The 20,397-nt window shown below is 37.1% G+C and carries 19 protein-coding genes; all 19 read right to left on the bottom strand.

Annotation, left to right across the window (positions count from 1 at the left end):
- Positions 1 to 2: 2 nt before the first annotated feature.
- Positions 3 to 785: an MlaE family ABC transporter permease gene (locus IR213_RS08060; RefSeq protein ID WP_194311798.1), complete on the bottom strand. Its 783-nt coding sequence runs from the start codon at positions 783 to 785 to the stop codon at positions 3 to 5.
- A gap of 114 nt (positions 786 to 899) precedes the next feature.
- The gene (locus tag IR213_RS08055; RefSeq protein ID WP_194311797.1) at positions 900 to 1,805 is read right to left on the bottom strand and encodes a DnaJ C-terminal domain-containing protein; all 906 of its coding nucleotides are present in this window, start codon (positions 1,803 to 1,805) and stop codon (positions 900 to 902) included.
- Between the two features lie 155 nt (positions 1,806 to 1,960).
- Positions 1,961 to 3,022 (bottom strand): retron St85 family RNA-directed DNA polymerase, encoded by a 1,062-nt coding sequence (locus IR213_RS08050; RefSeq protein WP_194311796.1) that lies wholly within the window; start codon positions 3,020 to 3,022, stop codon positions 1,961 to 1,963.
- A 450-nt stretch (positions 3,023 to 3,472) separates the two neighbouring features.
- The gene (locus IR213_RS08045; protein WP_194311795.1) at positions 3,473 to 4,636 is read right to left on the bottom strand and encodes a phospholipase D-like domain-containing protein; all 1,164 of its coding nucleotides are present in this window, start codon (positions 4,634 to 4,636) and stop codon (positions 3,473 to 3,475) included.
- Positions 4,626 to 5,726 (bottom strand): site-2 protease family protein, encoded by a 1,101-nt coding sequence (locus IR213_RS08040; protein WP_194311794.1) that lies wholly within the window; start codon positions 5,724 to 5,726, stop codon positions 4,626 to 4,628. The genes IR213_RS08045 and IR213_RS08040 overlap by 11 nt, the downstream gene beginning before the upstream one ends.
- A gap of 116 nt (positions 5,727 to 5,842) precedes the next feature.
- Entirely contained in the window at positions 5,843 to 6,115 is a 273-nt protein-coding gene (locus IR213_RS16285; protein ID WP_317173135.1) for a DUF2784 family protein, read from the bottom strand.
- A gap of 110 nt (positions 6,116 to 6,225) precedes the next feature.
- On the bottom strand, positions 6,226 to 8,829 hold the full coding sequence (locus IR213_RS08030) for a calcium-translocating P-type ATPase, PMCA-type (RefSeq protein WP_194311793.1): 2,604 nt from the start codon (positions 8,827 to 8,829) through the stop codon (positions 6,226 to 6,228).
- Between the two features lie 79 nt (positions 8,830 to 8,908).
- Positions 8,909 to 9,154 carry an acyl carrier protein gene (locus IR213_RS08025; protein ID WP_194311792.1) on the bottom strand — a complete coding sequence of 82 codons (246 nt, stop codon included), beginning with the start codon at positions 9,152 to 9,154 and terminating at the stop codon, positions 8,909 to 8,911.
- Entirely contained in the window at positions 9,151 to 10,326 is a 1,176-nt protein-coding gene (locus IR213_RS08020; protein ID WP_194311791.1) for a dihydrolipoamide acetyltransferase family protein, read from the bottom strand. The genes IR213_RS08025 and IR213_RS08020 overlap by 4 nt, the downstream gene beginning before the upstream one ends.
- Positions 10,319 to 11,317, bottom strand: coding sequence for an alpha-ketoacid dehydrogenase subunit beta (locus IR213_RS08015; protein WP_194311790.1), 999 nt, complete (start codon positions 11,315 to 11,317; stop codon positions 10,319 to 10,321). Before IR213_RS08015 ends, IR213_RS08020 begins: the two co-directional genes overlap by 8 nt.
- Before the next feature lie 13 nt (positions 11,318 to 11,330).
- Positions 11,331 to 11,594, bottom strand: coding sequence for a zinc ribbon domain-containing protein (locus IR213_RS08010; RefSeq protein ID WP_194311789.1), 264 nt, complete (start codon positions 11,592 to 11,594; stop codon positions 11,331 to 11,333).
- A gap of 21 nt (positions 11,595 to 11,615) precedes the next feature.
- Positions 11,616 to 11,876, bottom strand: a complete 261-nt coding sequence (locus IR213_RS08005) for a zinc ribbon domain-containing protein (protein ID WP_194311788.1) — start codon at positions 11,874 to 11,876, stop codon at positions 11,616 to 11,618.
- A gap of 27 nt (positions 11,877 to 11,903) precedes the next feature.
- Entirely contained in the window at positions 11,904 to 12,233 is a 330-nt protein-coding gene (locus IR213_RS08000) for a DUF5655 domain-containing protein (protein WP_194311787.1), read from the bottom strand.
- 82 nt (positions 12,234 to 12,315) lie between these two features.
- Positions 12,316 to 13,311 (bottom strand): pyruvate dehydrogenase (acetyl-transferring) E1 component subunit alpha, encoded by a 996-nt coding sequence (gene pdhA / locus IR213_RS07995; protein ID WP_194311786.1) that lies wholly within the window; start codon positions 13,309 to 13,311, stop codon positions 12,316 to 12,318.
- A 12-nt stretch (positions 13,312 to 13,323) separates the two neighbouring features.
- On the bottom strand, positions 13,324 to 14,835 hold the full coding sequence (locus IR213_RS07990) for a trypsin-like peptidase domain-containing protein (RefSeq protein ID WP_194311785.1): 1,512 nt from the start codon (positions 14,833 to 14,835) through the stop codon (positions 13,324 to 13,326).
- A 41-nt stretch (positions 14,836 to 14,876) separates the two neighbouring features.
- Positions 14,877 to 16,610 (bottom strand): acetate--CoA ligase, encoded by a 1,734-nt coding sequence (gene acsA / locus IR213_RS07985; protein WP_194311784.1) that lies wholly within the window; start codon positions 16,608 to 16,610, stop codon positions 14,877 to 14,879.
- Between the two features lie 11 nt (positions 16,611 to 16,621).
- Positions 16,622 to 17,062 carry an OsmC family protein gene (locus IR213_RS07980; protein WP_194311783.1) on the bottom strand — a complete coding sequence of 147 codons (441 nt, stop codon included), beginning with the start codon at positions 17,060 to 17,062 and terminating at the stop codon, positions 16,622 to 16,624.
- A gap of 33 nt (positions 17,063 to 17,095) precedes the next feature.
- Positions 17,096 to 17,851 (bottom strand): SDR family oxidoreductase, encoded by a 756-nt coding sequence (locus tag IR213_RS07975; RefSeq protein ID WP_194311782.1) that lies wholly within the window; start codon positions 17,849 to 17,851, stop codon positions 17,096 to 17,098.
- Between the two features lie 17 nt (positions 17,852 to 17,868).
- Entirely contained in the window at positions 17,869 to 20,325 is a 2,457-nt protein-coding gene (ppsA, locus tag IR213_RS07970) for a phosphoenolpyruvate synthase (RefSeq protein WP_194311781.1), read from the bottom strand.
- Between the last annotated feature and the right edge of the window lie 72 nt (positions 20,326 to 20,397).

Below are 20,397 nucleotides of genomic sequence, written 5' to 3'. Positions count from 1 at the left end.
ATTTATAAATCATAAAAAATATCAGTGACAAAAACGGCAATAAAGTCAATTATGAAAAGAAGCATAGAAGTAAAAACTACTGCAGAATTGGCAGCAAGTCCTACTCCTGCTGTTCCTTTTTTGCAATTATACCCTTTGAAACAACCTACTAATCCAATGGCAAAACCAAAGAAGAAAGATTTAATGGTTGCGGGAATTAAATCGCCAAATTCCAAAGCATCAAAAACTTGGTTATAATACAATAAAAACGATACATGGTCTTTGATGTTCTCGACCAAATAAGAACCATAGATAGCTATAAAATCACCTAGAATCACTAAAATGGGTAGCATAAAAGTGGTAGCCAAAATACGTGTAACAACTAGATATTTAAAAGGATTCGTCCCTGAAACTTCCATTGCATCAATTTGTTCCGTCACTTTCATTGAACCTAATTCAGCACCAATTCCGGAACCAATACGTCCGGCACAAATCAATGCGGTAATTATGGGGCCAATTTCTCGAATGATAGAAATACTTACCATTGAAGGCATCCAGGAAACTGCGCCAAATTCCTGTAATGTAGGTCGTGATTGTAATGTAAAAACTAATCCGATGATAAATCCGGTCACGGCTACCAATAGGAGGGAACGGTTTCCCATATTGTAGCATTGCCTGAGAAATTCTTTAAATTCGAAAGGGCGTTTTAATACTTCTTTAAAAAAACGCCCTGCAAAATTAGAAAGTTCTCCAATATCAAGTAAGAAAGCCTTGAAGATTTCAATTATTTTAAAAATAGTTTCCATAGACAAAGGAATTATTTTTCAATAAAAATGATGTTCACCCAAAAATAGAAATTGGTTAGTAAATATACGAATAATCTGTTGATTATCAGTGTTTTTAGAGTTATTTGTCGTGTTTTAAGCTTTTTTTAACTTTGCCAATTCTTCAAATAATTCTTTTTCTTTTTCGCTGAGGTTTTTTGGGATAACGATTTGGTATGTAATGTATAAATCGCCAAAATGCCCTTCTTTTTTATAAACAGGAAAACCTTTTCCTTTTAGTTTTACTTTGGTGCCGTTTTGGGTTCCCGGCATTACTTTTAGTTTTACTTTGCCGTCAAAAGTATCGACCGTAATTTCGCCTCCTAATATGGCAATGTATAAATCTAAATCTACAGTTGAATAGAGATTGTGTTTGTCTAATTTGAATTTAGTGTGGTTTTCGATGGTAAAAGTGATGTATAAATCACCTTTTGGGCCACCATTTAAACCTTCGGCACCCATTCCACTAATTTTTATGACTTGGCCATTTTCAACGCCGGCGGGAATGGTAAGTCGAATTTTTTTGCCGTTGATAGTCAATTCCCGTTTGTGTGTTGTGTAAACATCTTTCAGGTCTAGGCTTAATTCTGCATTGTAATCGCCTCCTTTTGTGGCTGCAGTCCGATTTCTTCCTCCTGCTGAACGACCTCCAAACATAGATTCAAAAAAATCCGAAAAATCGCCACCACCTGAAAATCCTCCAAATCCTCCAAAATCCCCTTGTTGAGAGCCTCTGCGAGATTGCTGTTGCTGTCTTGATTTTTCGAATTCTTCAGAATGTTTCCAGTCTTCGCCATATTGATCGTATTTCTTGCGATTTTCTGGATGGCTCAAAACCTCGTTGGCTTCATTAACTTCTTTGAATTTTTGTTCAGCTTCTTTATCGTTAGGATTCAGGTCTGGATGGTATTTTCGGGCGAGTTTTCTGAATGCTTTTTTTACCTCGGCTTCTGTTGCACTTTTGTCGATTCCCAATATTTTGTAATAGTCTATAAATGCCATTTTTTATATTGTTTTCGTTCTAATTTCTTTATCAAATTTAATCATTTTTCCCTTGCTAAAATAGAATTAAAACATTTTATTACAAAAGGTTACGTAAATAAAAAGTCCTAATTTAGGACTTTCGATTAGAGTTTTTCTAAAATAGAATTTTCATTTTATAAGAGCAACGGCAATTCCTTTTTAATTTTCAAATTCTGTTTCTTTTTTAGTTCAATGAGCAATGCTTTGTATGCTGAAAACTCATAATCTTTTGGGTTTATTTGTAACACAAAATTTATTTTTCCCAACAAATGTTCCAGATAATTTGCCTGACTAATTTCTTTATATACACGATGTTCTTCAAAACCAAATTTCTTAATGTAATACATCGCTTGTCGCAATTCATTACGCTTATTAAATTCGACCTGAGGTTTGTTGTTGACCACAATTCCTGTTACCGTTTGTCTCATATCTGGTGTCATCAGTTTTGTTTTGCTTTCGTTGATGCGAAGATTAAGGGTTTTGATGGTCTCGGTTACTTTATCGAGCAATTCATTTTCGTCAAAGTCTCCTGAAAAACTCAAATCATCTGCATAACGAGTGTATTTGATTTTTCGTTGTTTACAAAATTCAGAAATGATTGCATCAGCATCTCTGAAAACTAAATTAGAAAGATACGGACTTGTTGGAGCGCCTTGTGGCAAAGCGTTATCTTTTGTGCAGAGTTTGGCAAGAAGTTCCGAAACTATTTTAGAATAACCCAATTTAAGAAATATTTTTTCGACAGCTTCAATTTTTATGGATGGGAAGAAATTTTCCAAATCCAGCGTGAATACTTTGGGCTGGTTTTTATGAAATTTTAGGTTTTCTATAAGACGCATTTTGGGTTTATAGGCTTTGGCAAAAGGACTTACCGGTATATTTTCAAGAATATTTTTAAGAATCCAGATTTGGATTTCCTTCAAACTTGGAAGTGGCTCAGAAATGGGTCTTTTCTTGCCGTTTTTTTTGGTGATTTCAAAATTTCGATAAAAATAGGAGGTATGAAGTGCTGCTTTTTTAAGGTATTCTTTTTTGTATCCCACAAGTGCAGAAAGATGCGAAGGGTTGTATATCACTGAAACGTTATGAGAAACCAAAACTTCGGCATAATCCAAACAATCTTGGATATTACGTTTTGATAAGCCCATTTTAGTGGCTTCATCGGTAAAATCTTTTTTGTATTTTGTAAAATCCATAGCTTTTATATCATTAATGGAGCGGGAATCTAAATTCCCACTCCAGTTAAGAACACGGGTTTAAAAGGTTCGGAGCTCTGCGGAGATCCTTTTAAACATAGTTGCTTGAAAAAGCATTCAATTACAGAGTTGTGACTCACGACTCCTCATCAGCTAATGCTGATGAAATCTTGGAATAAACTTGAAATTTAATTCGTTTTTACAAGGGACAAAAATAATTTTCTTGTTCAATTTTGGAATTTTACTTTTCAAATCTTCCTTAATCCATTCTTCTTTTTTTATTTTTTTATTCGGTTCCATATTCAAGTTTAAAACCAATTTTAATTTTTAATGTATTTAATACCAGATATTTAAATTAAAATCTACAAGTATAAAGTTACAAAAAATATATTTATAAATTGGTATTAGAATCATAAAAATTTACTCTGGATTGGGTTATAGAACTGATTTCTAATAAAATTTCCTAAATCGTTTATGGGGTAAATAAGTTACCACTATTTCAATCGTTCTTGTTGTCCAATAGGAAACCCAATTGGTGAATTTTGATGTTAAATTATATCTTACTTTTAAAGTTTCAGGAGTGATTTTTTCGCATTGCTCCATAATTTCATTGAGATGCAAAAGATAATTATTCGCAAACTCAGCCGAATTAATTCCTACATTCATTTCGATACTCGCAAACGAACTCAAATTATTCAGGTTGAAGGAGCCAATTGTAGTCCAATTGTTATCAATCACGGCAATTTTTCCGTGCAAAATAGATTTTTTCCATTCGTATAATTCAACATTATACTTCAGGAGTTTTGCGTATAAATGGCAACTGGCTCGTCTTGCCATAGGAATATCGGATATTCCGGACAGAATCAATTTAATTTTTACGCCATTTCGGGATGCTTTTTTTAAGGAATTTAGCAGTTTTTTTCCAGGAAGAAAATAACTGCCTACAATTATGATTTCTTTTTTGGCGTTGCCAATGTTTTTTATGTAAGCGTTATAGATTTCGTTTTTTCTTTTCAGCCAGTCATTTTGAAGAACGCTAATTGTGAATTGTTCAGCAGTTCCAATAACAGATTTGATTTCTTTTCTTCGAATAATCCTTTTCCTTAAATAAATGTCGCTACACAATTTCTGAAGACTTAAAGCTATCTTCTCATCATTTAACTCTACGGCATAATCAAGCCAAGGCAAAGCTGTTGGTGTTCCGCGGTATTTGTCGGCAATATTGATTCCGCCAATTAATGCTATTTTTGAATCTGCAACGACTATTTTATGGTGTAGCCTTCTGCCAATATATAATGAATTTGCAGAAAAAAATGGGGAGAAGAACCTGATATTGATTCCTGTTTCATTAAGCTCTTTTATCACTTCTTCAGGGAATGAAAACGAACCAAATCCATCAATCAGAATATATATTTTGACATTTCTGGAAGCGGCTATTTTTAATGCAGTAATTATTTTTTTGCCAATGGTGTCATAATCAAATATGTAAGTCTGAATATGAATTTCACTTTGAGTTTCCAAAATTATCCGTTCTAATCTAGAAAAATAGTCTTCGCCGCTATGAACCAGCACTGCAAATTTTGTTGTGGATAATGTAGTTTTGTTATTTTGCATGAATCCTTTTTGCTTTAACCTCATTTACCAGAATAAATTCCAAAAGATTTTCCATGTCTAAGGTGCCAATGAGTTGGTTGTCTTCTACGACAAGCATTAAAGTTGATTTATGTTTATATATTAATTCAAAAATATCCTCCAAAAGGGAATCGGCTTCCAGAAAAATAAGACTTCTATCCATAATGGAAGATAGATTTACGTCTTCCTCTTTTTTAGAAAGAGCTTCTATGATTTGATCCCGGTTGAGTGTACCCATAGGAATTCCATTTTCCGTCACCAGGAAATATTTGTTTTGACTATCAAGCATCAATTTTACAGCTGTTTCCAGTGTTTCATTGCAATCTATAGTTGGGTATTGTCTCATTAAAATATCTCTGACTTTGTAGCCTTTGAGCATATATTTTGACTCCGTATAGTTTGTTTCGATTTGTGCGGCCATTATGACAAATACTCCAATGAAAATCAAAAACGGATTGTATGAAAATCCTAAAATAATGAAACCAATTGCTAACAATTGTCCAATGCGTGCCGCAATTTTAGTAGCAACATTTCTTTTTAATTTATACGATAAAACGGCGCGGAGCATCCTACCTCCATCCATAGGAAAAGCAGGAATTAAATTGAATAGCGCCAAAAAAATGTTCACCAGAAAAAAATTGAGTAAAAAGTTATTACCATTGATACCGCCAGATAATTTAGCCATCATTTCTTCAGAAGTATTGGGATATTGGATAAAAAAGGATATTAGCAATGCCAATGCAATATTTACCATTGGTCCCGCAATGGCAACCATTAATTCTTCTGAAGGCTTTTCGGGCAGTCTTTCTAAACGGGCAATTCCGCCAATGGGTAAAAGGGTTATGTCGTTGGTTTTAATGTTAAAATTCTTAGCGGTTACGGCATGTCCCAATTCATGCAATAAAACCGTGGCAAAAACACATAATATAAATAGTACAGACCAAGCAATCTGGACTATATTTTGACCTGCTTTATAGTTGACGTAAACAATAAAAAAGATGAGTATAGAGAATGTCCAGTGAATAAACACACCTATTCCGGCTATGTTTCCGAGTTTAAATGATCCTTTCATTTTTCTGAATTTTAAAGTGATTATACCTGATTTTACTTAAAATAAACAGTGACTTTTAAACTTATCTTGCATATAAAGTTAAGAATAAAATATTAATTATTAACACTTTAAGTCTTTTACTTTATTTTGGATATTCGTTTTTTTGTAGCCAAGTGAATACTGATAAAAAATGCCATAAAAAACATAATTACCGTTGCTGTATCAACCCAATTTTCCGGTAGATTGACTCCAAATATTTTTATAATCAGAAAATGGATATAAGAACTGCTTTCATCATTGTAGCCTAAAAGTTGGCGCACTTTCCAATGCCAATCCGTAAACGGACAATAACCAATGCCATACCAAATACCCAATACAAACCACGATAAAGCAGTAAGCGATAAAGAAATTAAATTGGCAAACCGTCATTTTGGAATCATCCAACCAAAAATATTAAACACAATAAGAACGCTATGAAAGAAAATAAAGAAATAGTCAATGGTTTGAAGTATAAATCTGTTCATTTGTTTTTAGTTTTTAATCTCTTTACCCATTTTTCGATTTCAACAGCCCAAAACACTATGCTTGATACGGCAAGCGTTATTGCCAATTCATAAATAGTAAGTGGTTGTGTTTTGAAAACACCATTAAAAAACGGTGAATAAATAAGTATCAATTGAAGTACGACGGTAAGAAATAAGGCAGCCAAAAGTGGCTTGTTAGAAAACACTCCAATTTTAAAAAGTGATTCTCGCTCAGAACGAATCGCCATTACGTGTCCCATTTGGCTGAAGCATAAAACCGTGAAAGCCATCGTTTGCCAATGTGTGTCTCCACTATTTATTGCCCAATATTGAATTCCCAAAGTTGTAATTCCCATTAATAATCCGACCCATAAAATGTGTTTTCCCATTCCGTGTGAAAAAATATTTTCTTTAGGTTTTCGTGGAGGTCTTCTCATAATATTAGCTTCAGCAGGTTCTGAAGCTAGCGCAAGCCCCGGCAAACCATCGGTGACAAGATTAATCCAAAGGATATGGATGGCCAAAAGCGGAATGGGCAACAGAAAAAATGGAGCCAGAAAAATAGCCCAAATTTCTCCAGAATTTCCGGTCATGATGTACTTGATAAACTTCAAAATGTTGTCAAAAACCTTTCGGCCGTGTTTGACTGCAACAACAATGGTGGCAAAATTATCGTCCAGTAATATCATGTGCGATGCTTCTTTTGAAACTTCGGTACCGTTGATTCCCATGGCGATGCCAATATCTGCATTCTTGAGTGCTGGCGCATCGTTTACGCCATCACCAGTCATGGCAACTATTTGTCCTCGGTCGTGCAAAGCATTGACGATTTTTAATTTTTGTTCTGGATTTACACGGGCATAAACGCGAACTCTTTCGACAATATCGTCAAATTGTGATTCCGTTAATGCGGCTAGTTCTGGACCGCTTAACACCAAATCTTCTTTGGATGTAAGTATTCCTAATTGTTTTGCTATGGCTATGGCGGTAAGTTTGTGGTCGCCAGTAATCATTACGGGAATTGTCCTGGCCTGTTTGCACTCGGCAACGGCTTGTTTTGCTTCTTCTCTTGGCGGGTCAATAATTCCCGCAAATCCTATTAAGGTCAATCCGGATTCTACAGCATCAAAATCTTGTAATTCCGGCAAAGTATCCATTTTTTTTACGGCATAACCAATCACGCGATAGCCTTTCTCTGCCATTTCATTGGCTTTGGACTCCAATTCTGGAATAAGGGATTTTTGGCTTTCAACTAATTTTTCTAATATAATTTCTACGGCACCTTTGGTAATGGCCATAATTCCTCCTGCCTGTCCAGCATTCAGGTTTTCGGTTTTATGAAAAGTGGTCATACATTTTCGGGTAGAATCAAAAGGGATTTCGGCAACTCTTGGGAATTTTTTTTCTAAATCTGTTCTCTCTTTATTTTTTTCGAAAGCAAATTGCACCAAAGCGACTTCGGTGGAATCGCCTAACCATTTTTCGTTTCTGTCTTTCGAAACATCATTGTTCAAAGCCATTGCATCGAGCAAGACGCTATTTTCAAGAAAAGTAGAACTGGAATCGCGGTTAGGAATTTCGTAAGTTTCCTGAACCGTCATTTTATTTAAGGTAAGTGTTCCTGTTTTATCAGAACAGATGTAGGTAACTGAGCCAAGTGTTTCAACTGCCGGAAGTTTACGAATTAGCGCATTGCTTTTTGCCAATCGCTTAGCGCCAAAAGCCAATGCAATAGTTACCAATGCTGGCAAAGCCTCGGGTATGGCTGCAACGGCGAGGGAAATTGAAGTGAGCAACATCGTTAATGCATCTTCACCACGCCACCAGCCAATAACAAAAATCACGGTACAAATAAATAACACGATAACCGATAATCGTTTGCCAAAAGCAGTTAATCTCCTTTGTAAAGGAGTTGATTTTTCGTCAGTTTGAATCATTTTGGCGATAAGCCCAAGTTCGGTGTTCATACCAGTTGCCATAACATAAGCAATACCTCGTCCGTTAGTAATATGGGTTCCTTTGAATCCCATATTGATCCGGTCGCCTAGAGAATAATCGCCTTTCGGAAGTATGTTGCAATTTTTTTCGACATTATGCGATTCGCCAGTCAGCGCAGATTCGTCCACTTTGATTTGATGTGTTTCAAAAAACCGAACATCGGCAGGAATTATGTTTCCGGCTTCTAGCAACACCACATCTCCGGGGACTAATTCGGTAGCGGTAATTTCTAGTGTCGAGCCTTCGCGCACAACTCTTGCGAAACTTGGAGCCATATTTTTTAGGGCTTCTATCGCTTTTTCAGAACGGTATTCTTGAATAAAACCCACGGCGGCATTGATGACAATGATGGCAAGTATAATTATGGTGTCTGTCAGGTCTCCCAAAATCCCTGAGACAATGGCTACCACAATAAGTACAAGAATCATAAAATCGGTCAATTGATGGAGGATCATTTGCAAAATGGTTTTTTTCCTCTTATCCTCAATCTCATTTTTTCCGTATTCGGACAAGCGCTGTAAGGCAATGCTGTTGCTTATGCCTGAAGGATTTGACTTTAGCAACTCAGCAATTTCGGTGATAGATAGTAAATGCCAGTTCATCTGAATTAATTTTGAATTTATAACTCACCTCAAAAAGTACATCTGTAATCATAAAAGATGCTTTTTTGATACTGAAAATCTATTTTATTTTACCCAAAATGTAGTCAACCAAATTTTTCAGTGTGGTAATTTTTCCATAATCCTGTTCGGGAATTTCAATTCCTAATTTTTCATCCAGCGAAACCAAGAATTGCAAAGAATCAAACGAGTCAATATCAAGTGTATCCCTAATATTTTCATCGGGTTTTAAGGTTGAAGGTTCCGTATCTGGCGCAATTTGTTTCAGTAATTGAAAAACCAGTTTTTTTATTTCATCTTCGTTCATAATGCTTCAGGATTTTGTAATTGTTTGTTTAAAGTAACCAGAAAATCACTTCCTATAAGTCCGTCCGTGGCACGATGATCACCAGCTAATGTCACAGTGAAAACAGTTCTAATGCCTAACATTCCGTTTTCGGCAAAAGGTTGTTGGGAACTTCCTCCAAAGCCGATAATTGCCACTTGTGGCGGATAGATTACACCAAAAACTACATCGGCACCGCCTTCGCCCAGACTGGTAATGGTAATGGTAGAATCGCTTAAATCAGAACTGCGTAATTTCATTGCTCGTGCCCTTGGTATCATATCATTCAAGGCTTCCATAATTTCATCAATGCTCTTTTCAGATGCTTTGTGAATGGCGGGAATAATAACGCCACCACCACGTAATGAAACTACAAAACCGATATTTATTTCTTTTTTTATTTGCACTTCGTTATCCCAAATTGCATTTAGCTCCGGAAAATCAATAAGTGATTTCGCAACAGCTTTAATCAATAATGCTGCTGGCAAAAGCCGTTTTTGTATTGGACGTTTACTATTTGCTTCTCGTAACCAAGCCAATGCTTTTGTAATGTCAATTCTTTTTTCCAAATAATAATGCGGAATATCGGTATTGGACTTACTCATTGCTGCAGCTATCGCTGACCGAATTGCCAAATTTTTAGGAAGGGATTTTTCTTCTTTTTTTTCAATTTTTGCTTTTTGAGAGATAGCTTTTTCGACATCGTCTTTCGTAATGGAGCCGTCTTCTCCAGTTCCTTGAATCTGCGAAAGATCGATATTATTTTCTGTTGCAATTCTTTTTGCCAAAGGAGAAACTTTAATATGCCTTTCTTCGAATTTTTCTGCTGTAGCTTTTTCGACTATTTTTTCTTCCGTTGGCTGAATTTTTACTGTTGGTTTTTCAGAAATTGTTTCTTTTCTTGTTTCCAATGTGGTTTCGGTCGGATTAATCAATGCCATTACGGTTCCCACCGGAACTTTGGTGCCTTCCTTAATCAAAAGTTCACCGATGATTCCTTCGTCGAAAACTTCAATTTCAATCAATCCTTTTTGTGTTTCAACCTCCGCGATAATATCGCCACGTTTCACAGCATCTCCCGGTTTTTTTCTCCATTCGATAAGTGTTCCGGCTTCCATATCAGCGCCAAGGCTGGGCATTTGAAATTCAATCATGGCTCATCATTTTTTTGACTGCGTTTACAATGTCATTTTTCTGCGGAATTGCTGCATCTTCAAGATGTAAAGGGTAAGGAATAGGCACTTCGACACCACACAATCGTTGCACGGGAGCATCTAATTCGTAAAATGCTTTTTCCATAATTCTGGAACTTATTTCCGAAGAAATACTCACTGAACGCCAAGCATCTTCTACAATAAGTACCCGGTGGGTTTTAGCCACCGAAGCAAGAAAAGTTTCCTCGTCCAATGGTCTTAAAACTCTTAAATCGAGAACTTCGGTATCAATTCCGATGGTTGCTAATTCAGCCGCTGCTTCCAGACATTTATAAACCCCGGTGCCATAAGTGATGATGGAAATGTCCTTTCCTTCTTTCAAGACTTTTGCTTTGGAAATATCAACAGCACCAGCATCGGCGGCGATTTCTCTTTCTGAATTTAGCATCGAAGTATATTCGAAAATAAGAACCGGATCCGGACTTTTAAGCGCTGTAAGTAACATTCCTCTTGCATCTTCGTGCGTGCCAACCGACAAAACTATCAATCCCGGGATATGCGCATAAAAAGGTTCCCAACTGTGCGAATGTTGCGCTGCTAATTGTTTGCCAATGCCACAGCCCATTCGTATTACAATGGGAACATTTAATTGTCCTCCCGACATGTGTAGCAAGGTTGCGGCATTATTCACGATTTGATCCATGGCAAGTAAACTGAAATTGACTGTCATCACTTCGACTATGGGTTTCATTCCAGCTAAAGCTGCTCCAATTCCAGCACCCACAAAACCCGATTCAGAAAGCGGAACATCCATAATGCGTTCTTCACCAAACTCCTGTAGTAAATCTTTGCTAACTGCAAATGCGCCGCCATAACGGCCCACGTCTTCTCCCATCAGGAAAACACGTTCGTCGTTTTGCAAAGCTTCTCGAAGCCCTTGTTTTAAAGCCTCTCGATAAGTACTGTTTATTTTGGCGGCATTATTTTTCACTTGTGAATCAGTATTAATGTTTGTTATTCCAACGTTTTAATGTAGGCAAAATGTTTATGGCCTTTTGAATCAAGTAACTGGGTTGATTCATTTTTTCCATTTTATTTTTTACTTTGAGTTGCATTTCCTCCAAATTGATTTCCGGATTTTTAAAATCATTATTTTCATAACAGTACTTGCAATAGTCATCGTTTTTTAAACCATTTCGTTCAGTGCCTTTTACATCTTCATTGTTAAGTGGCATACCGCAACTTTGACAATAGGAATAGATATTCATGATTTTGATTTTTTAGTTGTTTTATTTCGTTTTCCAACGGTTTAATGACGGCAAGATATTTATGGCTTTTTGTATGGCATATTCGTGATGTTCCAACTTTTTCATTTGGTTTTCCACATTTTTTTTCATGTCTTCCAAATTCATTTTTGGGTGTTTAAAAACGCCATTTTCATAGCAATATTTGCAATATTCATCACTTTTCAAACCATTTTTTTCGGTTCCTTTTATTGTTTCAGTATCAAGTGGCATTCCGCAACTTTGACAAAAAATTTTATTTTCCATAATTATATTTTTTTAAGGGTTATTTTTCTACTTTTTATTATATGCTTCTTGAATCCATTCCATCAATTTCCCGTCAATTTCATCTTCACTGATAATATCAATATAGTACAGGTAACGGCTTGAGGACATTTGGATATACTTTTTGATCAGTTTGCTTTCTATTTTATGGTCTAGACTAAAATCTACTCGTATTTTATCTTTGAATATTTTAATAGCTGCAAATGTGAATGTGCTGACAAAATGAATACAACATTCCAAAGACTCAATTTTAAATGAACCTAACTGATTTTTGACAGCCATTTTAAATTTTTCATACAACATTTTACCTTTCTCTTTTCGGAAAAAATGTTGTTCCAATGGAAAATTTTTACAGGAATGACTTTGGTTCTCCCGTTTAAATTGACGTTCACAATTGGGACACTTCCATAATTTTATTATTTCAGCTTTTGTTTTCACTATAAACAAATCGTGTCAATTGGTCAATGGGCTCCCAAGTTCCTGCTTCGGCAAAGTCCACTGATTTTTGAATTTTCTTTTCTATTTTCTTTTCAAATTCATCGATTTCGGTTTCTGTAATTAATTTTTCCTGTAATAAATACTGTTGAAATTGTGGAATTGGATCGTATTTTTTCCATTCTTCGACTTCTTTTTTGTCACGGTATAATTCGGCATCAAACATAGAATGCGCTCGGAAACGATAGGTATTGCAGACCAACAAATAAGGCTTTCTGCTGCTTCTTACTTTATGTATGGCACTATTTGCGGCATCCATCACTTTCATCAAATCCATTCCATCCACGGACGAAGATTCTATTCCGTAAGCAGCACCTTTTTTTTCTAATTCTTGCATAGAATGCGTGAATCGAATGGCGGTTCCCATCGCATATAAATTATTTTCACAAACGAACAAAACAGGAACTTTCCATAATGCTGCAAGGTTCATAGCCTCGTGAAATTCTCCTTCGGCAGCAGCGCCTTCGCCAAAAAAGCAACAAGTAATATTCGTTTTCTTTTGTTTTTTGGACACTAATGCCATTCCCACCGCTATCGGGAGATGGCCGCAAACAATGGCATTGCCTCCATAAAATTTTTTAGATGTGTCGAACAAGTGCATCGAACCACCACGACCTTTAGAACATCCTTGTTGTTTGCCGTACATTTCTGCCATTATAAAATCGGCATCAATTCCGCGAGCCAACGCATGCCCGTGTTCGCGATACGTGCTCAACACATTGTCATCATCATTCAATGCTTGTGTCACGCCAACAGCCACGGCTTCTTCGCCAATGTACAAATGCAGGAATCCCCTGATTTTGGCTTTGGTATATTGCTCGGCTGCTTTTTCTTCAAATCGCCGAATAAGCATCATTTGATATAAAATAAGGAGCTCTTTTTTTATATCCAGCGGTTTTTGTATTTCGACTGATTGTGTCATATTATTTAAATTTTACATTCCAAAAGCGTAATAATAATTAGTTGGATCACCGGCATATTTCCCTTCAAGCATTATGCCTCCTTGCTGTGCCTCAACGGCTTCAATAAAGGAATTAACTGATGAAACTTCTTTATTATTGACTCTCGTAATCACAAATCCTTCCCTTATATTGGTGTTTCGTTTTAGTTTACCGTTATACAATTTGGTGATTTTTAAACCGTTTTTTACCTTGTAATTTTTCTGGTCTTCCTTGCTGATTGGGGCAAGTTCGACTCCCAAATCTTTTAGTAATTCATCATTTTCGGGTTTAATATTTTTAGAAATTGTTTGCTGTTTTTTTAGAGTAGCAATTAGTTCTTTCTTTTCATTACCGTTTCGTATCAGCGTAATTTTTACTTTGTCACCGGGACGTTTTCGCATTACAATTTCCTGTAATTTTGCTGATGTCGTTGTTTCAATACCATCAATGCGGATGATTACATCTTTGGCTTTAACACCTGCTTCTTTTGCCGCTCCGGTGGCTGCTACACTGTCAACATAAACGCCATTGGCACGGTCAATATTAATTTCTTTAGCAATTTTGCTGTCCATATCGCGGATGCTTATTCCTAAAAAACCTCTACTGACAGAACCAAAATTCATCAAATCATTGGTAGCTTTTTTTACGATATCTACAGGAATGGCAAAAGCATAACCTGCATAAACGCCTGTTGGTGTTGCTATTGCTGTATTAATGCCAATGAGTTTTCCGTCTAATGTGACCAATGCTCCGCCACTGTTACCCGGATTCATGACGGCATCAGTTTGTATGAAGGATTCGATTGCTCCCTGATCCCTTAAAATATTTAGGTTTCTGGTTTTTGCACTCACAATCCCTGCTGTAACAGTTGATGCGAGATTAAATGGATTTCCCACTGCTACGACCCATTCACCCACTTCAATATTGTCACTGTCGCCAAACATAATAAAGGAGAGATTCTTTTCGTCAATTTTAATGAGAGAAAGGTCAGTTTGTGGGTCAGTGCCAATAATTTTTGCTTTATAAGATTTTCCGTTGTAAAGAGTAACATCAATTTCGTCGGCATCTTTTACCACGTGATTATTGGTAACAATATAACCATCTGGAGTAAGAATAACTCCGGATGCACCGCCGATTATTGGTTCAGAATCATAGTTTGGTTCGAATTTAAATTGTCTGAAAAAAGGATCATTTTTGAAAAAATCTTTGAAGGCATCCGGTAAATCATAAAAATCATTTTGACCCTGATTTTCAGATTTTTGCATTTTTGTTTTGAAAGTAGATTTGATGTTCACTACTCCTGGAGTGGCAATTTTTGCAGCCATTTTGAAATCTACATTGCCAGTATAAGAAACTTTATCGGTGTAACCAATGGCGCTTTTCTGAATTTCTTCAATGTCTTTTTCGTTTTTCTTGTCTTGGGATTGGCATCCTTGAAACGAAAGAAGGACAACAATAAAATAGAGTATTTTACTTTTCGAATATATTTTTTTAAAGAGTGTCATAATTGAAATTTTTAAAAAATTAGTTTTTCCTTTACAGTCTTTTATATTTGTTCCAAGGTCGAAATGTCGCCTTCGGGCAATCCGAGTTCTCTAGCTTTTAGTAATCGTCGCAAAATTTTGCCGCTTCGGGTTTTGGGAATATTCTCGACAAATTCAATTTCTTTGGGAGCGACAGCCGGTCCCAATTCTTTTCGAGCGAAACCCATAATGTTCATCTTGGTTTCCTCGTTTGGAATGCTTCCATTTTTCAACACCACAAAAGCTTTTACCAATTCGCCAATTAGGGGTTCCGGTTTTCCTATTACCGCCGCTTCTGCAACCATTGAGTGCCGCATCAGCGTGCTTTCTACTTCAAAAGGTCCCACCATATGTCCCGAAGTTTTAATAATATCATCGGCACGACCGATAAACCAGAAATAGCCATCGGCATCTTTTTTAGCCAAATCACCGCTGAGATACCATTCGCCAATAAAGCATTTATTGTACCGCTCTTCTTCGTGCAAATAGCCACGGAAGAGAGATGGAAATCCTTTTTTTAAAACCAAATGTCCTTGTAAGTTGGGTTCCGAAAGGATTTGTATTTGGTTGTCTTTAACCTCGGCAATTGCTACCTCCAATCCAGGCAATGGTTTTCCCATAGAACCGGGTTTTACTTTCATCGAAGGATAATTGGCAATCATAATGCCGCCAGTTTCGGTTTGCCACCAATTGTCGAGAATTGGGAAACCAAAAGTTTTCTCTCCCCAAATCACTGCTTCGGCATGAAGTGGTTCGCCCACACTCAGGATAATTCGGAGGTTTTCGAGATTGTAATTTTCCAATGGTTTGATATCCATTCGCATCAATCTTCTGATGGCGGTAGGAGCGGTATACCAAACATTGACTTTGTGTTCTTCGAGAAGCGAATACCATCTTACGGCATCAAATTCTTCTTCGTCGATAATGCTGGTTACACCATTTACCAAAGGCGCAATAATACCATAAGAAGTTCCCGTTACCCAACCCGGATCTGCAGTGCACCAGAAAACATCGCCTTCGTGAAAATCGAGCACATATTTGCCCGTGATATAATGGGTGAGTACTGTATTGTGAACGTGCAAAGCTCCCTTTGGCATTCCAGTTGTTCCGCTGGTAAAATGCAGTAAGGCTAAATCTTCCGGATTGGTTTCTGGAATGATAAATTCGGTATTGGCCTGTTCCATAAGTTTGGAATAAGACAGAATTTTATCCGAAATATGTTCAACTGCATCGCTGAGAATGACATAATGAAGCGAAGGAAGTTGGTCGATTAATTGTTTTACTTTCTTTTCAAAAAGGGAAGAAGTAGTTAGCAAAACGGTGACTTCTCCCTTTTTCAATCTTTGGAGAATTGGCTCAGGGCCAAAAACAGAAAATAATGGACAAAAAACAGCCGTACTTTTTAAAGTTCCCAAGGCGGCAATATATAATTCTGGGATTCTTCCAGCTAAGGCGAAAACTCGTTCCCCTTTTTGGATGCCTAATTTTTGCAAAACATTCGCAAATTTTGAACTTTGTTGCTGCAAATCAGAATACGTAAAATCGCTAAAACTTCGGTCTTTGTGAATAAAACGAAGTGCCACCACATTTTTTGAATGACTTTTTGCATGGCGATCAACAGCTTCGTGAGCGATATTCAATCCTTTTCGATCGGGCAAACCGCTTAATTCTAGAGTAACATTTTCCCACGAGAAAGAGGCTCGAACTTTGTCATAATTCGAAAGATTGTGTTCCGTTTTATTTTTGGTTGTAATCATTTTTTTACTTTTTAAACCAATACTTTTTCCACAATAATTTCAGGTTCTAATAGGATAGTAGCTTTAATCGCATTGGAAATTAAGCAAGTTCTTTTGCTCATTTCAAGAATATGAATTGCCCTGTCTTGCTTTTGCGTATGAGGGATAGTGACTTTGGGTTTCAAAATAATTTCGGTGATGGCGTGTTTGCCTTCGATTATGGCGATATTGCAAACAGCATCACTTTCATAACTGATGAATTCCAGTTTCGAATTTTCGGCAATAGCCAGAAATGTTGTCATTAAGCAGCCATTTACCGATGCCACTAATAAGTGTTCCGGTGTCCAAACTCCTTCCATTCCTTTGGGAAAATCAGGAGGTGTTGCTACTTCGATTTGTTGTGGTAAAAGAGGAGAACTTAAGACTCCTTTTCTATTGACTGTCCACTTTAGATTTACTTCGTAGGTATACATTTTGTATGATTTTAAGTGAATACTATTTTAAAATTATTGCGCCACAAAACCACCGTCCACGGGCATTGCCAATCCGGTTACGAAAGAGGCTTCATCCGAGCATAACCAAATAACTGCGGTTGCAATTTCTTCAGGATATCCAAAACGTCCTATAGGTTCCAAGTTTGTAAACTGTTCTATGGTTTCTTTTTTCTTTCCGGTAAGTCTATCAATCATAGGGGTTTGAATAACGCCGGGACAAACTACATTTACTCGGATTCCGAGTTTAGCATATTCTAATGCGGCTGTTTTTGTAAGACCTATTACACCGTGTTTTGATGCGACATAAGCCGGCAATCCTTGAAAACCCACCAGTCCAGCGACAGAGGCACAGTTAACGATAGCTCCTTTACCTCTTTTTAGCATTTCCGGAATTTCGTATTTCATGCAAAGCCAAATTCCCTTCAGGTTGACACCAATGGTTTTGTCCCAGTTTTCTTCCGTACAATCCTCAGTGGAGGCCATTATTCCTTCGATACCGGCATTGTTGAATGCATAATCTAAATGTCCAAACGTGCTAATAGTTTTCTCGATCAAATCCCTTACATCATTGTCTTTCGAAACATCGCATTTTACAAAAATGGCTTCGCCACCCAAATTTTTGATTAAATCCATCGTTTCCTGATTTTCTATCCAATCGGCAATGACAACTTTAGTGCCTTTTCTTGCGAAAGCTATGGCTGTGGCTCTACCAATTCCGAATGAACCCCCTGTTACCAATGCTACTTTATTTTTGAATGTTGTTTCCATAATGGTGTCGTTTTAAATTATATTCGAACTGTATTTTTCTTTTCGGCAAGCAAAATATTTTCAATTCCTTTTATCAAAGCATCAGGATTAAATGAAATGCTATCGATTCCTTCTTCAACCAAGAATTGTGCAAACTCAGGAATATCGCTTGGTGCTTGGCCACATAATCCCACTTTTATATTATTGCGTTTGGCAGCGTGAATGGTTTCCCGGATTAAAGCTTTGACCGCCGGATTTTGCTCGCTGAATAAAAAACTGACCAAAGAAGAATCCCGGTCTAAACCAAGAGTGAGTTGAGTTAGATCATTAGAACCAATGGAAAAACCATTGAAAAGTTGGGCAAATTCATCTGCTAACAAGACATTGCTTGGGATTTCTACCATTACGTAAATTTCCAACTCGCCTGTCTGCCGGTCAGGCAAGTTTTCGCCTTGCACTAATCCATTGATGGACATTTCTTCAATAACTTTTTGTCCTTCCTCGACGGTTCTACAAAAAGGAATCATCAGTTTCACGTTATGCAATCCCATTTCGTTTCGCACTTTTTTCATTGCTTCACATTCCAACGCAAAACCCTTTCGATAAAAATCACTGTAATAACGCGAAGCACCACGGAAGCCGATCATAGGGTTTTCTTCTTTGGGTTCGAAGTATTTTCCTCCAATGAGATTGGCATATTCATTGCTCTTGAAATCGCTCATTCGCACAATCACATCCTTTGGATAAAAGGCTGCTGCTACTGTAGAAACTGCTTCGGCAAGTTTGTCAACGAAATAATTTTTACCGTTTTCATAGCCTTTGGTCAATTCCTGGATTGCCAAAATCGTTGATTCATCAGTTACTTTTTCGGGTTCACACAAAGCATTCGGATGAATTTTGATTGTGTTGGAAACAGCAAATTCCATTCGCATTAATCCCACGCCTTTATTTGGATAAAAGCTTAAATCAAAAGCTCTTTCGGGGTCAGCTAGGATAAACATTGGGGCAGTTTTTGGCAAAGTCAGTTGACTGAAATCCTGTTCTTTTATTTCCCATTTCAAAAGTCCGTCGTATACATTTCCATCTTTGCCTTCGGCGCAGGAAACTGTGATTTCCTGTCCGTTTTTTATTATGGAAGTTGCATTTCCACATCCAACCACGGCGACAGTTCCGAGTTCACGCGCCACAATTGCCGAATGGCTGGTTCTTCCACCTTTATTAGTGATGATGGCTCCCGCTTTTTTTAGAATGGGATCCCAATCGGGATTTGTGACATCTGTTATCAGAATTTCTCCTTGCTGCAATAGATTTCCTTCTTGAGGATTATTTAAAATGCGCGCTTTTCCAGAGGTAATTTTATTGCCAAGAGCAATACCGCTTGTCAGTATTTTGCCCTGCCCGTCCGGCAGGCGGGTTTTTTCTTTTAGGGAATAGATTTCAACGGTTTGTTTGCGTTCTTTTCCGTGAATGGTTTCCGGTCGAGCCTGAACAATGTAGAGTTGGTTGTTTAAACCGTCTTTTGCCCATTCGATATCCATTGATTTTTTATAATGATTTTCAATTTTTTGGCACCATTGCGCTATCTGAATTACTTCTTCATTTGTTAGAGAAAATTTATTTTGTTCTGCCAATGGCGTATCAATGTTTACAATGGTTTTTTCAGCTGATGCTACTTTTGAATTTTCAGAATAAATCATTGTGAATTCTTTTTTACCACAACGGCTTTTCAAGATTGGGTTTAGTTTTTTGTTGAAAAGGGTGGGTTTGAAAACCATCCATTCGTCGGGAGTGATTCTTCCTTGGACAATATTTTCACCCAATCCAAAAGTTCCGTTGATGACTATTACATTTTTAAACCCAGTATCAGGATCAATGGTGAAGGCCACACCAGAAGAAGCTTTGTCGCTTCGGACCATTTGTTGAACACCCACAGAAATGGCGATATCCATATTTGTAAATCCCATATCGTGGCGGTATTTGATGGCGCGATCTGTAAACAAGGAAGCATAGCAGCGAAGGACTGCTTCGAGCAATTGTTTTTCTCCACTTATATTTAGGAAAGACTCCATTCTTCCCGCAAAACTTGCCGATGGCAAATCTTCGGAAGTGGCACTGCTGCGAACGGCAACACCCAGATTATCAGAACCGAATATTTTGGAAAGTTCTTTATAAGCTGTTCGAATTTCATTGCTGACTTCTTCGGGAATAGTTGCGGTCAGAATGAGATTTCTGGTTTTTTTGCCAATGATAGAAAGATTGGAATATTCATTTCTATCCAACGAAAACAACAAATCTTTTAATTTTTTTTCTAAATTATTGGCTTTTCGAAATAGTCGATAGCCATCTGCAGTGACTGCAAAACCATTGGGAATGTTTATGCCTATTGGGTTTAACTGGCAGTACATTTCGCCAAGCGAAGCATTTTTACCACCCACTTTGCCAATATCTGTGATACTAATTTGATTAAAAAAAAGAATGTGTTTTGAGGTTGCCATATCTCTTATACTTTAAAATATTTTGAATGGCCTAAAGAAAGAGAGTAGTAGGTGTTTCTGCTTGTTCAAGCC

This window comes from Flavobacterium soyangense, assembly GCF_015277675.1.
Taxonomy (GTDB): domain Bacteria; phylum Bacteroidota; class Bacteroidia; order Flavobacteriales; family Flavobacteriaceae; genus Flavobacterium; species Flavobacterium soyangense.
This window is presented reverse-complemented; position numbering and strand designations above follow the sequence as displayed.

Coding starts and splice junctions, on each gene's coding strand:
- IR213_RS08060 (WP_194311798.1), bottom strand. CDS start 785: ATGGAAACTATTTTTAAAATAATTGAAATCTTCAAGGCTTTCTTACTT.
- IR213_RS08055 (WP_194311797.1), bottom strand. CDS start 1,805: ATGGCATTTATAGACTATTACAAAATATTGGGAATCGACAAAAGTGCA.
- IR213_RS08050 (WP_194311796.1), bottom strand. CDS start 3,022: ATGGATTTTACAAAATACAAAAAAGATTTTACCGATGAAGCCACTAAA.
- IR213_RS08045 (WP_194311795.1), bottom strand. CDS start 4,636: ATGCAAAATAACAAAACTACATTATCCACAACAAAATTTGCAGTGCTG.
- IR213_RS08040 (WP_194311794.1), bottom strand. CDS start 5,726: ATGAAAGGATCATTTAAACTCGGAAACATAGCCGGAATAGGTGTGTTT.
- IR213_RS08030 (WP_194311793.1), bottom strand. CDS start 8,829: ATGAACTGGCATTTACTATCTATCACCGAAATTGCTGAGTTGCTAAAG.
- IR213_RS08025 (WP_194311792.1), bottom strand. CDS start 9,154: ATGAACGAAGATGAAATAAAAAAACTGGTTTTTCAATTACTGAAACAA.
- IR213_RS08020 (WP_194311791.1), bottom strand. CDS start 10,326: ATGATTGAATTTCAAATGCCCAGCCTTGGCGCTGATATGGAAGCCGGA.
- IR213_RS08010 (WP_194311789.1), bottom strand. CDS start 11,594: ATGAATATCTATTCCTATTGTCAAAGTTGCGGTATGCCACTTAACAAT.
- IR213_RS08005 (WP_194311788.1), bottom strand. CDS start 11,876: ATGGAAAATAAAATTTTTTGTCAAAGTTGCGGAATGCCACTTGATACT.
- pdhA (WP_194311786.1), bottom strand. CDS start 13,311: ATGACACAATCAGTCGAAATACAAAAACCGCTGGATATAAAAAAAGAG.
- IR213_RS07990 (WP_194311785.1), bottom strand. CDS start 14,835: ATGACACTCTTTAAAAAAATATATTCGAAAAGTAAAATACTCTATTTT.
- acsA (WP_194311784.1), bottom strand. CDS start 16,610: ATGATTACAACCAAAAATAAAACGGAACACAATCTTTCGAATTATGAC.
- IR213_RS07980 (WP_194311783.1), bottom strand. CDS start 17,062: ATGTATACCTACGAAGTAAATCTAAAGTGGACAGTCAATAGAAAAGGA.
- IR213_RS07975 (WP_194311782.1), bottom strand. CDS start 17,851: ATGGAAACAACATTCAAAAATAAAGTAGCATTGGTAACAGGGGGTTCA.
- ppsA (WP_194311781.1), bottom strand. CDS start 20,325: ATGGCAACCTCAAAACACATTCTTTTTTTTAATCAAATTAGTATCACA.